Raw genomic sequence first — 14,270 nt, forward strand, 5'->3', positions numbered from 1 at the left:
TGACGGCGCGCGACGGCATGCGCGGGCCCCTCCCATGGACTACCGGGATAACCGCCTGCCAGACCGATAGGGGGGTCAGTTTTACGCGCCGATCAGGGGGTCAACTTTGAACGCCGATTGACAACGCCTCGGCTTTGGCGATGGCTGCTTCCATGCCTTCCTGTTCGGGCTCAGGCCGCATCGCGGCATCGGTTGCAAGACTGCGAAGCCCGATGGGTCTGGCCATGAGGGCTGGATCGCGCGTCGCCATCAGCATGGCCATGATCGCCCGGCCTTCGGGCGTAATCGTGGCGTCGCCGAGCCAGTCTCCTTCGTCTGACTGCGATTGGGTCTTTGGCTGATTCCAAGACCCGTTATCAGCCTTAGGCAATCGCGCTCACCAAGCGGATTGTAAGAGGCCTTCCATCATCGGGGCGGCCGTCTCGATCGATGGCTGCAGCCCGGCTTCGATCCATGCCAGCAAAAATCCGCTGATCGCGCTGGCGATAAGAGCGATGCGCAGAGGTTCGGGTGCTCTCCGGGCGTTGTCCGATGGCGCCGGTAGCAGCGTTATAAGGCGAGAGATCTGGGCTCGGAAGATCGTTACAGCGTTCGTGCCGCCCGAACCGTCCAGCAGTGCGGCATAGAGCTTAGGCCGCGCCGCAATCGCTTCCAGCGAGTAGATCGTTGCTGCGCGCATCACGCCAATACTCGGTCCGTGGATGCGCCAGTGCGCCTCGGCGAGTTCGAACTGCCGATCGAAATCGATCGCCATGCGATCGGCGAGCAGACCAGACACATCGTCATAAAGACGATAGAATACCGGTCGTCCGACACCCGCCTCGCGAGCGATCTCACTGACGGTGATATCCTGTAGCCGGGTCGTTTCGAGCAGCCTTTCGAGTGCGGCATGGAGCGCATCGCGGCTACGCGATTGCCGTAGATCGAGGGTGTCTGCGTCGACGGCCATACTCTGTTCTTAGTCGACGCGGACGCGCGCCGACAAGCCGCATCGTCACGCGACCGACGCGAAGGAGCAGCGCACCGGCAGGCCGCGCAGGCCTGTGACGAATGTCGCCTGCGTGTAGGCTGGCGCGCCATCTGCCTCAATCCGATCGACCCGCCGGACGAGTGCGCGGAAGAACGCTTCGATCTCCATCTTGGCGAGAAACTGGCCGAGGCATTGGTGCGGGCCATAGCCGAAGGCGAGATGATTGTTCGGCGTACGATCAATACGGAACGTCTGCGCATCGGGGAACACGGCTTCATCGCGGGTCGCCGCGCCATAATGCAGCATGATGTGGTCGCCCGGCCGGAACGTCACGTCGCCCAGAGTGTACTCGGCGGTGACGTTGCGGAAAAAGTGCTTCACCGGTGCGCAAAAGCGGATCGCCTCGTTGGCGAAGCTCTTTACCAGCGCCGGGTCCTCGCGCAGCGCAGCGATGAAATCCGGCTGATCGATGAGCGCCTGGATGCCGGCGGCTATGGAGGCGGCGGTGGTATCATGGCCGGCGGTCGCGACGATGACGTAATAGCCGAGCCGCTCTTCCGGACTGAGGTCATGCTCGTTGGGCAGCCCGCGGGCGATGATCGTCGAGACGTCGTCGCGCGGGTTGGCACGGCGGTCCTGCGTGATTTCGTCGAAGAAGGCGATATAATCACGTTTTACAGCAATCGAATGCTCGACAAGCGACATGCCGGGACGGCGCACTGCGGGATCGGACGCGCCGAACAACTCGTGCGTAAGCTTGAGCATCCGCGCTTCGTTGGCTTCGTCGATCCCGAGCACCGTCATCGCGACGCGCAGCGGATACCAGAAGACGATGTCGGCGGCGATGTCGCACCGGCCGCCCGTGGCCATGAGCCGATCGACGAACGCGGCTGCGAGATTGTCCACCATCCCTTCGAGCCGGCGGACGTTCTTCGGCAGGAAATAGTCCTGCGTCATCTGCCGGAGTTCGTAGTGTCGCTCGCCATCGAGCACTACCAGCGTCTCGAAGCCGGCTTCCACGCCGAACAGCGCCATGTTCGCCTCCTCGGCGGCGATCGGCAATAGGGTGTTGCGCGGGCCAGCGTTGAAAATGGCCGGCTGACGTTCGATCTCGCGGATGTCCGCGTGGCGGGTCACGACCCAGAACGGCCGATATCCCTCGGCTTCCACACGTGCAATCGGATGCTCGGCGCGCAGCCAAGTGAAGAACGCCTGCATCTGTGCCTGATCGCCGTAGAGAGTTGGGTCAACGATCTGTTCGGCGCGAAAATCGGACATGGGCAATGCTCTACATGATGGGAGGGGGCACCGATCTCGGCTGCCCCCAGTTCGATCAGAAAGTGGCGCGAAGGCGCAGGCCGTAAGTCCGCGGCGCGCCAAGATAGCCGTTCTCGTCGCCCGTCTGGAGCGGGGTGGCGAACGTCTGGGTGAAGTACGTTCTGTTGAACAAGTTCTGCACCCACCCCTCGACTGTCAGGTTCGACGATGGCACCTTAAAGCCGAGGTTGGCATTGACAAGGCTAACCGCTCCCTGCCGAGAGGTGGTGGCGGTGTTGATCAGCTGGGTGCTGGTGTATTGATATTGCACGCGTCCGGTAAGGTTCACATCGGGTGACACCGATTTATCGAGATTCAGCGCGATGTTGCCGCTCAGCTTCGGCGCGAAGCGAAAGCGTGAGCCGGACAAGGCTGCGTCGATGTTTGGATCGGCGGCGTATTTGGCGTGCGGAATGTAGGTGCCGTCAATCGCCAGCGTCAGTCCATCAGTCAGCTCGAACAGGTTTTCTATCTCGACGCCGTAGTCCTTCGCCGCCCGCGCGTTGAGCACTGTGAAGCGCAGCCCAACGAACTGCGCGATCTGAAGGTTCGACAGATCGTAATAGAAGAAGGCAATGTTGGTGCGTGCGCGGCGACCCAGATATTGGAACTTGCCGCCAAGCTCGAACGCATTGACCGTTTCCGGCTTATAGATCGGGCTGAGTGGCGCCTGTGCGGTAGCGTTGCCGAAGAAGCCAGCCCGGATCGCCGCGGGCAGTGCGTTGTAAGCCGCAGCATTATTGATCAGCGTACCAGCGCCGTTCGCGTCGATGTTGACGCCGCCTGCCTTGAAGCCGCGGTTGTATGTCGCATACAGCATCACGTCATCGACCGGGCGGAACTGCAGGCCAAAGGTGCCCGATAGTGCCTTGTCAGTGGTGCTGCGATTATAGGCCGGGCCGGGCTGGGCACCGAGCAGCTTGAACACTGCGAGCGGGTTGGGATCGAAATAGGGGTTGCTGAAGCTGCCGCGCTTCTTCTCCATTGAATAACGCAGTCCGGCGATGACGTTGGCGCGCGAGCCAATCGCAAAATCCATGTGCGCGAAGGCGGCATAGGATTTAGCCGAGCCGCGCATGTCTTCGGTTGCCCATGGGCCGACCGGCGCCTGCGCTGTGCCTGCGGGAATGCCGGCCGCGCCGAGCAGGATATCCCAATAGGTCTGTGCCTGGACAGCCCATGGTAGGACGCGGCTCATGCGCAGCTTCTCGTCTGAGAAGAAGCCTCCAAGCACCAAGTCGGCGTTAAGCGCCTCGATCTTGGAATTCAGCGTCAGTTCTTGTGAGAAGAAGCGGCTCTGGAAGGTTTCGTAATAGCGGAAGATATCCGCACCGCTGAAATCCGGATCCATGTCGCGCTGATCGAGGCTGAAGCGGCGCAGCGCCGTCACCGACTTCAGCGAGCTGTTGCCGAGGTTGATGTCGATCAGTGCGGTGCCGCCGTAATCTTTGATCGTTTGGCGACCGTTGCCGTTCAACGTCTGCTGAAAATCGGAAAGCCGTGCGGACGGCAATTTGAGGCCAAGCGCCTGGGTCAGGGCATTGACCAGCGGCTGCGTCGGCCCATCCGTGAAGCCTGACGTAGCATAGCAACAATTGCCGCCACCGCGGGAGTAATCAGCGATCAGCCGAATCGAGACGTCGCTCGACGGCTTGAAGAGCAATTGCCCCTTCACCGCCTGCGTCTTGTCACCGTTCAGGTCGCGGCCAGTCTGCGCGTCGGTGTAGAAGCCCTTGCGGGTCGAGGCGAGGCCGGCGATGCGTACCGCCAGCGTATCGGATAGTGGCACGGCCGCAGCGGCGCGAACGAGCACCGTTTCGTAAGTCCCCACCGTCATATCGACAAGCATCTGGCTCCGGTCGGTTGATGGCGCGGCGGAGGAGAGCAGCAGCGCGCCCGCGGTGGTGTTCTTCCCGAACAAGGTGCCCTGCGGGCCGCGCAGTATCTGGAGATTGTCGATGTCTAGGAAGTTCTGCAACGCGGCGGCGGCGCGTGTGCGGTAGACGCCGTCGATGAAAACGCCGACCGAACCTTCGAAACTGCGGCTGTTACCGGTGGTCCCAAGGCCACGGATGATCACGTTGGCGGTCGACGAGGCAATGTTGGTCGCGCGGAAGGTGATCGACGGGCTGATCGCTTGGATATTCGCAATGTTGTCTACCCTCGCGGTCGCCAACGTGTCGGCATTGGCAGCGGTGATCGCGATCGGCACGTTCTGAAGGTTTTCGGCACGGCGCTGGGCTGTGACAATGATTTCGGCGAGGCCTTGGTCTTCGGTTGCCGTGTCGGCGGCGTTTGCGGGGGCAACCGCTCCCTGAGCATGAGCAGCGGTCGAGAGACAGATGCCGGCGACTGCTGCCAGCAGATAAGCGCGTGAGATCGACATGGTTAAACCTCCCCTTCCGTTGATCCGATCGACGCCGGAATTCAGTCACCTTGTAGCGTCATTCCCGATGCGTTACAAGTGTAACGTAAACTGGGGCGGTGGGAGGTTTGTGTCAGCCAGCCAGCTTGGCGGGCACGTGCCAGTGCAGCACCGCGGCGATAACGCGCTATTCAGCGAGACAAGCAGATCGCGATTGGGATGTGTTGGGTATCGTGTCGATCGCCTTCTTGATCAGCACCAGATGCGCTTTCGAGTAGCGGCCTTCGGTCTCTGATTCGAGGTGATGGCCCGCGAAATCCGCACGAAGTTCGGAGTCAATTCCGGCAAGCTTCATGCTGTCGATTGCCGTGTGCCGCATGGAGTGAATACCTTGGCCCTCCGCCAGATCAGACATGGCCTTGGCGACTTTCGTCCAGCACCGTTTGTAAAAGGCGTCGCCCATCGTGCCTTTGCCGCTCTCACGACCCGTGCCTGGCTGACGACCTTGCGCGCAATCGCCGTGCGAATTGCAGATGGTGCCAGCCCGAGGTCATTCAGCCGGGCGTTAGCTGCCTGACCGGTGTCTTCGCTCTCCAGAGTCTTGGCAAGGTCGGACCATGCCAGGAGAAGGATGGGCGCGTCATCGTCGGCCGGGTCGATCAGAGCCGTGATAAAGTCGTCGACCTTCTTCCCTGCCACGCCATCGCGGCTGGCAATTTCGTCGGCATTCAGGCGCACGGCGAGCGCCTGTTCAATGTCCTCATGATCATCCGGTGGAAAGACCTGCAGCTTTGCGTGCATCAGCTCCAGCCGGTCCCGCTCGACCAGGATCTGGCGCAGATAGATTTCGGCGCGTGTGGGAGGTGAGGCTGTCTCCAGCCATGTTCGCCTTCATGTTCATTGCCAGCCTTTCGCATGCCAGTGCCATCATTGGTGCGAGGACCTTGGCCACTTTGGGGCTGGTCGTGCGCAACGGAAGGCGAAGCCGGAAGGGCTTGTCGGACCCTAAACGTACCTGTCGGCGAAAGTAGTACAGGCCGTCCTTGCGAAGTACGTTCTGTATGCGGCTCATGATTGTGGCACCCTGCCATGGACATGCCCGGCAGGGAAAATACAAGAATCCTAATAAATCAGAGACTTAAGCTATATACTGGCTGGGGCGGCAGGATTCGAACCTGCGAATGCCGGTACCAAAAACCGGTGCCTTACCACTTGGCGACGCCCCAGCGGGAAGGCGCGCTTATAGCGGGCGAGATGGGGATGGGAAGGGGGCACTTGCCCCCTTCGCACCATTTTACAGGGGCATCAGAATCCCTTGACGATGCCCTGCAGCAACTCGGGCGGAAGGGCGTCGAAATCGGCGGCGCTGTGCCGTTCGGCGATCCCTTTCTGGCTGTTGACCAGCCGCCCGCGACGAACCGCGGGGCGCGCGTCGATCTCCGCCACCCAGCGGCCTACCGCTTCGTATTCGTGCATCGAGAGGAAGGTCGCCGCCTCCCCATAGGCTTCGCCGCGATAGATGTTGCCAAGCCAGGTGTAGGCGGCGATGTCTGCGATGGTGTAGTCCTCGCCGGCGAGGAAGCGCGTCTTCTGAAGCTGCTGGTCGGCCACGTCGAACAGGCGCTTGGTCTCCATCGCATAGCGGTCGATGGCGTACTGGATCTTCATCGGCGCATACTGGTAGAAATGGCCGAACCCGCCGCCCATGAACGGGCCGGAGCCGACCTGCCAGAACAGCCACGACAGGCACTCCGCCCGCGCTGCGCCGGATGCCGGCAGGAACATGCCGAACTTTTCCGCCAGATGCACCAGGATCGCCCCGGATTCGAAGATGCGGAACGGTTCGGGACCAGAGCGGTCAACCATCGCCGGAATCTTGGAATTGGGATTGATGTCGACAAAGCCGCTTGTGAACTGGTCGCCTTCGAAGATCTTGATCAGCCAGGCATCGTATTCCGCCTCGGCCACCCCGGCGGCGAGCAGTTCCTCCAGCAGGATCGTCACCTTCTGGCCATTGGGCGTGCCCAGCGAATAGAGCTGGAAGGGATGCTGGCCCACCGGCAGTTCGCGTTCGCTCTGCGCGCCGGCGGTCGGTCGGTTGACGCCGGCAAAGGCGCCGCCGTTCGCACCCTCCCAGGTCCAGACCTTGGGTACTTCATATCCTTCGGGAAGGTTGCCCGACATGCCGATTCCCTTTCGTGAATTTTGTTAGCGTTGCATACAATCTGGACGGACCGCGCAGGAACCGCAAGAGGCCGCGCGTCGTTCGCCGTGCATGCAGACAAAAGCGCCTTCCATCCGATCCCGCAAGCCCGCACTGGTCCATGTGGACGATACGGTGCCCGGCATCCGCAGGATGAAGCGCGGGCGAGGGTGGTGCTATTGGGATGCAGACGGGCAGCGCATCACCGATCGGGAGGAGATCGCGCGGCTGAACCGCATTGCGCTGCCGCCTGCCTATGCCGATGCGTGGTTCTGCCCGCACCCGCACGGGCACATCCAGGCGACCGGGATCGATGCCAAGGGGCGCAAGCAATACCGCTATCACGGCGATTTCCGCACCGCGCGCGAGGCGGAGAAATTTGATGGCTGCGCCGCATTCGGCCGCCTGCTGCCCAAGCTGCGCGCGCGGGTGGAGGCGGACCTTCGCAAGCCGCCGCTAACGCGCGAACGGTGCCTCGCCACCGTGGTCAGCCTGCTGGATACCGGCGCGATCCGCGTCGGGAACGAGGCCTATGCCCGCACCAACAAGAGCTTTGGCGCAACCACGCTGCGCAGGCGCCACGCCCGGCTGGAGGGCGGCACGCTGACGCTGAAATTCCGCGCCAAGAGCGGCAAGATGCGCGAGATGCGGCTGGGCGACCGGCGGCTGGTGCGCTTCGTACGGCGGATGCAGGACCTGCCGGGCCAGCACCTGTTCCAGTATATGGACACCGATGGCGCACCCTGTCCGGTCGGCTCGGGCGACGTCAACGCCTGGCTGCGGGAAACGACACGGGCCGAGGTCAGCGCCAAGCATTTCCGCACCTGGCACGCCAGCGTGCTGGCGTTCGGGATGCTGGCCCGCGCGCAGGAGAAGGTGCGGCTGAAGGACCTTCTGAGCGAAGTGTCCGAACGGCTGGGCAACACGCCCGCCATTGCGCGCAAGAGCTATATCCACCCCGCCGTGCTGGCGCTGGTAGAGCGGCAGGAGGAATGGCGCGCGCAGTTGAAGCTGCCGCGCCCCACGCGCTGGTTGTCGTCCGCCGAACGCGGCCTGATCGCGCTGCTGGAGGAAGGGCCCCGGGCGGAGGAATTGCTGCGCGCGGGCTAGGCCAGCAGGTGCAGCGCGGGGATCAGCTCGTCGTAATGCTCGATCACCGCATCCGCGCCCAGCTGATGCACCGGAATATCGTTGAACCCGAAGGCGCAGGCCACCACCGGCAGGCCTGCCGCCTTTGCCGCGCCCACATCGAACGTGGTGTCACCCACGAAAGCGGCGCGGCCGCCGCCGCAGCGCGAGACCATTTCGTGCAGCATGTCCGGCTTCGGCTTGGCGCGCCCGGGGCCGAGCGTGTCCCCGCCGATCACGGTGGCAAAGCGATGGGTCATGCCCAGCGCATCGAACAGGCGCAGCGCCATGTCCTCGCGCTTGTTGGTGGCGATGGCGATCTTCGCGCCGGCCGCGTTGAGCGCGTCGAGCATCTCGGCCCCGCCCGGGAACAGTGCGGTATGGTCCGCGATGTTCGCCGCATAGAATTCCAGCAGGCTCGCCTGCAGCCCGGCGAAAGCGCTTTCGTCCACGCCGCCGCTTTCGCTCAGTGCGCTGCGAAGCATCTGCGCCGCGCCGCCGCCGATATGGCGCGTCACCTCGTCCAGCGGAACCGGGGGGCGCCCGGCCAGTCCCAGCGCATGGTTGAGCGCGTTGCCAAGGTCGCGCGAGGTGTCGAGCAGCGTGCCGTCGAGGTCGAAACCGACGATGTCGAAAGGAATCTGTGCCATTGGCCCGGCAAGTGGCGTCCCGTTCTGGAAACTGCAAGCTTTTGCTGGCAATGACGCGCGCATGACTGCTTCCTCCCCGGCTGAAACCGCCCCGCTCGCCACCGTTGTCCTCGCCGCGGGCAAGGGCACCCGCATGAAGAGCGACCTGCACAAGGTGCTGCATCCCATCGCCGGAAGGCCGATGGTGGAGCATCTGATGGCCAGCGCCGCCGAACTGGCCCCTGCACGGCAGGTGGTCGTTGCTGGGCATGGGCGCGAACAGCTGGAAAAGGCGCTGGGTGACCGCGCCACGATTGCCGTGCAGGACCCGCAGCTCGGCACCGGCCATGCCGTGCAGCAGGCCGAAGGCGCGCTGCAGGGCTTCGATGGCGATGTGCTGATCCTCTATGGCGATGTGCCCTTCGTCAGCGCCGCAACGATGCGTGCGATGATTGATCGGCTGCATGGCGCTGACAGTCCCGCCGTGGTGGTGCTGGCGTTCGAACCTGCCGATGCCCTGCAGTATGGCCGGGTGATTGCCGAAGACGGCGTCGTGAAGAAGATGGTCGAGCACAAGGACGCGACCGAGGCCGAGCGTGCCTGCACCCTGTGCAACTCCGGCCTGATGGCGGTGCGGTCGGTCGAACTGTTCGGCCTGCTGGCCCGAGTGGGCAATGCCAATGCCCAGGGCGAATACTACCTGACCGACATCGTCAACATCGCCAACGCCGATGGTCGCACCTGCGCCGTGGTGGTCACGCCCGATGCCGATGAGGTGGCCGGGATCAACAGCCGTGGAGAGCTGGCCGAGGCCGAGCGCCGCTGGCAGGAACGCCGCCGTATCCGTGCCATGGCAGAGGGCGCCACGCTGGTCGCCCCGGAAACGGTGTGGTTCGCGTGGGATACCGTGCTGGGCCGCGATGTGACCGTTGAACAGAACGTGGTGTTCGGCCCGGGCGTGAGCGTGGCGGATGGCGCGGTGATCCACGCCTTCTGCCATCTGGAAGGCGCACGCGTGGAAAGCGGCGTTTCGATCGGCCCCTTTGCCCGCCTGCGCCCCGGCGCGGTGCTGGAGGAGAAGAGCCGCGTGGGCAACTTCGTGGAAGTGAAGAATGCCGTGCTGCACAAGGGTGCCAAGGCCAATCACCTCACCTACCTTGGCGATGCCGATGTGGGTGAGGGCGCGAACATCGGCGCCGGCACCATCACCTGCAACTATGACGGCTATTTCAAGCACAAGACCGTGATCGGCCCGCGCGCCTTCATCGGCTCCAACTCCGCCCTGATCGCCCCGGTGAAGATCGGCGCCGATGCCATCGTCGCCGCCGGCAGCGCGGTCAGCCGCGACGTCGCCGATGGCGAACTGCGGCTGGTCCGCGCCGAACAGCTGATCAAGCCCGGCTGGGCCGATGCCTTTCACGATGCGATGAAGCGGAAGAAGGCCGAGAAGAAATGATAGCGATCCTCCCGGCTGGTGTGGAGCACCTCGACCAGTGGGCGCAGTTGCGCCATCAGCTGTGGGACGAGGATCCGGTTGCTGCACACCGGGACGAAGCGGCTGAACAACTGGCCGACGCAGAACGCTTCCTGAACCTTGTGGCGGTGGACGATGGCACTGTTGTCGGGTTTGCCGAAGCGTCGATCCGGCATGAATACGTCAACGGCTGCGAAGGGTCGCCGGTCGTCTTTCTTGAAGGCATTTTCGTGGCGCCCTCGGCGCGGCGTACCGGGCTTGCCCGGCAACTGTGCGCCAGGGTGGCCGAGTGGGGCAGGGCACGCGGGTGCGCCGAATTCGCTTCGGACGCCTGGCACGATGACGTCGAAAGCCACGCGTTCCACGTGGCGGCGGGGTTCGTCGAGACCGAACGCGTCGTCTATTTCCGGCAGGAGCTGTAGAACCGTGGCCATTGCCCAGATCAATGTGGCGCGGTTCCGCGTGGCCAAAAATGATCCCGCCAATGCCGCGTTCATGGCGGCGCTCGATCATGTGAACGCCATGGCTGATGTGGCGGACGGTTTCATCTGGCGGCTGGTGGGCGATGGCAACGACGCCACCGATATCGCCGCCATTCCCGATGATCCCGATTTCGTCGTCAACATGTCGGTCTGGCGTGACGTGCCCGCGCTCGAGGCGTTCGCCTATAGGCAGGCGGACCACCGCGCGGTGCTGACGCGGCGGGCGGAATGGTTCGATCCGATGGAGCCCTCCATGGCGCTGTGGCCGGTGGCCGATGGACACATCCCCAGCGTGGCCGAAGGCATGGCCATGCTGCGCCGGCTTGGCCAGAACGGGCCGGGGCCCGAGGCATTCACGTTCCGCTGGTGGCGCGAAGCCCAGCGCGGCAGCTGACCACTTGGGTCAGCTGGTGCTGCGTGCGGCCTTGCGGCGCAGGCTTTCGATATACTCCAGCTCGTGCCGCGCGGCGTTGCTGTCCGGCTCGTACTTCTGCGATTGCTTCATGTGGCGCTCGGCCTCGTCCAGCTTGCCCAGTTCGATCTCGGTATAGCCCATGCCGCGCAGCGCCCGGGCCAGATAGGCATCGTGCACGGCCTTGTCGGCCATTTCGGCCAGGCCTGCCGCCTTGGCAAACAGGTCGTGCGCCTGCTGCCAATGGCCCATCGACTTGTGCCATTCGGCATATTCATTGAGATACTGCGCGTTGAACGGTGCGGTTTCGTGCGCGCGGCGCAGGAAGGCTTCGGCCTCGGTCGGCCTGCCCAGGTCGATCAGGACGAAACCCTTAAAGAACAGCGCCATGCAATAGGTGCCGTCCACCACAATGGCGCTCCGCGCATCCTTGCTCATGGCATGCTGGCTCAGGATGAGCAGGGTCTGCGCCTGATTGTCTGCGCAATAGACGCCTTGCGTCTTCTGCATCTCTTCCATCGCGGCGATCACCGGGTCGAGTTGCGGGATCACGCCCGGCACGTTTCCACGATCGCGTTCCGACAGCGCGCGCTGGAAGGCGGCGCTCGCCTCCTCGTTCGTCATCGCCCCGGCGGGCGTTGCCAAGCTGGAAAGCGCCGCGGCCGCAACCCATCCCGCAATCCACCGCATCGCCTGCCTCCCCGTTCACCGTCCCGAAAGATGTTGCATGCACAAGCGCGTCTGCAAAGCGCGATCGCAGCCGATTTGCAGGTTGCAATGATATCGCGATATGATATCACGATATCACCATGACCCGCATTCTTGCAGACCTGCCCGAAGAGGACATCGAGAAGCTCGACGCCAGGGCTGCTGCGCAAGGCAAATCGCGCGCGGCCCTCGTGCGCGAAGCAGTCGCCCTCTATCTCGTGCAGAGCGAAAGCGGGAACGACTGGATTCACCGCTATGCGGGGCTGTGGGCTGACCGGGACGATATTCCCGATGGCGTCGAGTACCAGCGCGCCATGCGTGAAGACCGTCGGCCCTACGAAGACATCTAGTGTCAGCGCCGTTCTTCGACACCAATATCGTCATCGACTGGCTGAAGCGTTTGCCTCAGGCCACCAACGAGCTTGCCCGTTACCGCGGGCAACGGATCAGCCGCATCGTGTGGACCGAGGTCATGGCGGGCGAGGCCCTCGAACGGCGGGACCTGGTGCGCGAGGCGCTCAGTCATTTCGATACCGTGGAAATCGACGCCCGCATCGCCATGGCTGCCGCCGATATCCGCTATCGCAGCCGGATGAAGCTCATGGATGCCTACATTCTCGCCACGGCGCAGATCAACGGTTCGATCCTCGTCACCCGCAATACCAAGGATTTCCCGGCCAACCTGCCCGGCATCCGCGTACCTTACACCCTCTAGCGAAAGCGCCTGAACACCATGTGCGGAATTATCGGAATCGTCGGCAAGGAACAGGTCGCGGATCGGCTGGTCGATGGCCTGCGGCGCATGGAATATCGCGGCTATGACAGCGCCGGCGTCTGCACCGTGGAAGGCGGCCAGCTGATCCGCCGCCGGGCGGAGGGCAAGCTCAACAACCTCGTGATCGAACTGGCGCGCAACCCGGCGCCGGGCCTGATCGGCATCGCCCACACCCGCTGGGCCACCCACGGCGCGCCCACCACCAGCAATGCCCATCCGCACGCCACCGGCGAAGTGGCGCTGGTCCACAACGGGATCATCGAGAACTTCAAGCCGCTGCGCGAGGCCCTGATCGCGCGCGGCCGCAAGTTCGAAAGCGAGACCGATACCGAAGTGGTGGCGCACCTCGTGTCCGAACAAGTCGAAGCCGGGCTTTCACCGCAGGACGCGGTCAAGGCGGTGCTGCCCACGCTGCGGGGCGCCTTCGCGCTGGCCATCGCGTTCCGCACGCATGACGACATGCTGATCGGCGCGCGTCTCGGCTCGCCGCTGGTGGTAGGGTATGGGGAAGGGGAGACCTATCTCGGCTCGGACGCGCTGGCGCTTGCGCCGTTGACGCAGAAGATCACCTATCTCGAAGAGGGCGACTGGGTCGTGATCACGCGCGATGGTGCGCAGATCTTCGATGCGGCCAACAACCCCGTCACCCGCGCCATCGTCGCGTCGGGCGCCACCGCCGCCGCGATCGAGAAGGGCAATTACCGCCACTTCATGCAGAAGGAGATCTTCGAGCAGCCGGTCGTCGTCGCCCAGACGCTGCGCAGCTACCTGCGCCGGGTGGACCAGTCGGTCGCCCTTCCGCAGATCGATTTCGACCTTTCCACGATCAACCGCGTCACCATCGTCGCCTGCGGCACCAGCTATTACGCCGGCATGGTGGCGAAATACTGGTTCGAACAGTTCGCCCGTCTGCCGGTGGACATCGATGTTGCCAGCGAGTTCCGCTATCGTGACCCCGTGCTGGAGCCGGGCGGCCTCGCCCTGTTCATCTCGCAGAGCGGCGAGACCGCCGACACGCTCGCCGCGCTGCGCCATTGCAAGGCTGCGGGCCAGACCATCGCCGTGGTCGTCAATGTGCCCACCAGCTCCATGGCGCGCGAGGCAGACCTGCTGCTGCCCACCCACGCCGGGCCGGAAATCGGCGTGGCCAGCACCAAGGCCTTCACCTGCCAGCTTGCCGTGCTGGCGGCGCTGGCCGCCCACCTTGCAGTCAAGCGCGGGCAGGTGAGCCGCGAGGAAGAGGCCGCGATCGTCAACCACCTCGTCGAAACGCCCGCCGCGCTCAACGCCGCGCTTTCGCATGACGAGGAGATCGCCGCGATGGCGCATCTGATCGCCCCGGCGCGCGACGTGCTCTACCTCGGGCGCGGCCCGGACTATCCGCTGGCGCTGGAAGGCGCGCTGAAGCTCAAGGAAATCAGCTATATCCACGCCGAAGGCTATGCCAGCGGCGAAATGAAGCACGGCCCCATCGCCCTGATCGACGAGGCGGTGCCGGTCATCGTCCTTGCGCCGAGCGGCCCGCTGTTCGAAAAGACCGTGTCGAACATGCAGGAAGTCCGCGCGCGCGGCGGCAAGGTCGTGCTGATCTCGGATGCGGAGGGCATCGCCGAAGCGGGCGAAGGCTGCCTCGCCACCATCGAGATGCCCAAGGTCCACCCGCTGATCGCGCCGCTGGTCTACGCCGTGCCGGTGCAACTGCTCGCCTACCACGTCGCCGTGGCCAAGGGCACCGACGTCGACCAGCCGCGCAACCTGGCCAAGAGCGTCACCGTGGAGTGATGGTCCGGACGGGGAAGGATCGCTC

16 protein-coding genes and 1 tRNA gene are annotated in these 14,270 nt (G+C 64.0%); 7 read left to right on the top strand and 10 right to left on the bottom strand.

Going from position 1 to position 14,270, the window contains the following annotated elements; genetic code table 11:
• Positions 1-100 precede the first annotated feature (100 nt).
• The 8 genes from POM99_RS13965 to yghU form a co-directional block, all read right to left on the bottom strand.
• Complete coding sequence (locus POM99_RS13965; protein WP_277278866.1) at positions 101-262, bottom strand: hypothetical protein; 162 nt, start codon at positions 260-262, stop codon at positions 101-103.
• Positions 263-376: 114 nt separating this feature from the next.
• Positions 377-949: a TetR/AcrR family transcriptional regulator gene (locus POM99_RS13970; RefSeq protein ID WP_277278868.1), complete on the bottom strand. Its 573-nt coding sequence runs from the start codon at positions 947-949 to the stop codon at positions 377-379.
• Between the two features lie 45 nt (positions 950-994).
• The gene (locus POM99_RS13975; RefSeq protein ID WP_277278870.1) at positions 995-2,188 is read right to left on the bottom strand and encodes a cytochrome P450; all 1,194 of its coding nucleotides are present in this window, start codon (positions 2,186-2,188) and stop codon (positions 995-997) included.
• A gap of 115 nt (positions 2,189-2,303) precedes the next feature.
• Complete coding sequence (locus POM99_RS13980) at positions 2,304-4,673, bottom strand: TonB-dependent receptor (RefSeq protein ID WP_277278872.1); 2,370 nt, start codon at positions 4,671-4,673, stop codon at positions 2,304-2,306.
• Between the two features lie 166 nt (positions 4,674-4,839).
• Entirely contained in the window at positions 4,840-5,007 is a 168-nt protein-coding gene (locus POM99_RS13985) for a hypothetical protein (protein ID WP_277278874.1), read from the bottom strand.
• Complete coding sequence (locus tag POM99_RS13990) at positions 5,004-5,453, bottom strand: hypothetical protein (protein ID WP_277278876.1); 450 nt, start codon at positions 5,451-5,453, stop codon at positions 5,004-5,006. Before POM99_RS13990 ends, POM99_RS13985 begins: the two co-directional genes overlap by 4 nt.
• 350 nt (positions 5,454-5,803) lie before the next feature.
• Positions 5,804-5,878, bottom strand: a tRNA-Gln gene (locus POM99_RS13995).
• A gap of 79 nt (positions 5,879-5,957) precedes the next feature.
• Positions 5,958-6,836 carry a glutathione-dependent disulfide-bond oxidoreductase gene (yghU, locus tag POM99_RS14000; RefSeq protein ID WP_277278878.1) on the bottom strand — a complete coding sequence of 293 codons (879 nt, stop codon included), beginning with the start codon at positions 6,834-6,836 and terminating at the stop codon, positions 5,958-5,960.
• 91 nt (positions 6,837-6,927) lie between these two features.
• On the opposite strand from yghU, the gene POM99_RS14005 reads away from it, so the two are divergent.
• Positions 6,928-7,965, top strand: a complete 1,038-nt coding sequence (locus POM99_RS14005; RefSeq protein ID WP_277278880.1) for a DNA topoisomerase IB — start codon at positions 6,928-6,930, stop codon at positions 7,963-7,965.
• On the opposite strand, the gene POM99_RS14010 is transcribed toward POM99_RS14005, so the two are convergent.
• The gene (locus tag POM99_RS14010; RefSeq protein WP_277278882.1) at positions 7,962-8,633 is read right to left on the bottom strand and encodes an HAD family hydrolase; all 672 of its coding nucleotides are present in this window, start codon (positions 8,631-8,633) and stop codon (positions 7,962-7,964) included. The genes POM99_RS14005 and POM99_RS14010 overlap by 4 nt on opposite strands.
• A gap of 61 nt (positions 8,634-8,694) precedes the next feature.
• On the opposite strand from POM99_RS14010, the gene glmU reads away from it, so the two are divergent.
• Genes glmU through POM99_RS14025 form a run of 3 tightly spaced genes read left to right on the top strand, consistent with a single transcriptional unit; the run spans position 8,695 to position 10,962 of the window.
• The gene (gene glmU, locus POM99_RS14015) at positions 8,695-10,068 is read left to right on the top strand and encodes a bifunctional UDP-N-acetylglucosamine diphosphorylase/glucosamine-1-phosphate N-acetyltransferase GlmU (protein WP_277278884.1); all 1,374 of its coding nucleotides are present in this window, start codon (positions 8,695-8,697) and stop codon (positions 10,066-10,068) included.
• Positions 10,065-10,508, top strand: coding sequence for an aminoglycoside 6'-N-acetyltransferase (aac(6'), locus tag POM99_RS14020; RefSeq protein WP_277278886.1), 444 nt, complete (start codon positions 10,065-10,067; stop codon positions 10,506-10,508). The genes glmU and aac(6') overlap by 4 nt, the downstream gene beginning before the upstream one ends.
• 4 nt (positions 10,509-10,512) lie before the next feature.
• The gene (locus POM99_RS14025; RefSeq protein ID WP_277278888.1) at positions 10,513-10,962 is read left to right on the top strand and encodes a DUF3291 domain-containing protein; all 450 of its coding nucleotides are present in this window, start codon (positions 10,513-10,515) and stop codon (positions 10,960-10,962) included.
• A gap of 9 nt (positions 10,963-10,971) precedes the next feature.
• On the opposite strand, the gene POM99_RS14030 is transcribed toward POM99_RS14025, so the two are convergent.
• Positions 10,972-11,625, bottom strand: a complete 654-nt coding sequence (locus POM99_RS14030) for a tetratricopeptide repeat protein (protein WP_277278889.1) — start codon at positions 11,623-11,625, stop codon at positions 10,972-10,974.
• A 164-nt stretch (positions 11,626-11,789) separates the two neighbouring features.
• On the opposite strand from POM99_RS14030, the gene POM99_RS14035 reads away from it, so the two are divergent.
• From POM99_RS14035 to glmS, 3 genes are read left to right on the top strand one after another with little or no spacing between them, the layout of a single operon-like run.
• The gene (locus POM99_RS14035) at positions 11,790-12,038 is read left to right on the top strand and encodes a ribbon-helix-helix domain-containing protein (RefSeq protein ID WP_277278891.1); all 249 of its coding nucleotides are present in this window, start codon (positions 11,790-11,792) and stop codon (positions 12,036-12,038) included.
• Positions 12,038-12,403, top strand: a complete 366-nt coding sequence (locus POM99_RS14040; protein WP_277278893.1) for a type II toxin-antitoxin system VapC family toxin — start codon at positions 12,038-12,040, stop codon at positions 12,401-12,403. Before POM99_RS14035 ends, POM99_RS14040 begins: the two co-directional genes overlap by 1 nt.
• A gap of 18 nt (positions 12,404-12,421) precedes the next feature.
• The gene (glmS, locus tag POM99_RS14045; RefSeq protein WP_277278895.1) at positions 12,422-14,245 is read left to right on the top strand and encodes a glutamine--fructose-6-phosphate transaminase (isomerizing); all 1,824 of its coding nucleotides are present in this window, start codon (positions 12,422-12,424) and stop codon (positions 14,243-14,245) included.
• The last annotated feature ends 25 nt before the right edge of the window (positions 14,246-14,270 follow it).

Source organism: Novosphingobium cyanobacteriorum (assembly GCF_029436685.1).
In the GTDB taxonomy this organism is placed as follows: Bacteria; Pseudomonadota; Alphaproteobacteria; order Sphingomonadales; family Sphingomonadaceae; genus Novosphingobium; species Novosphingobium cyanobacteriorum.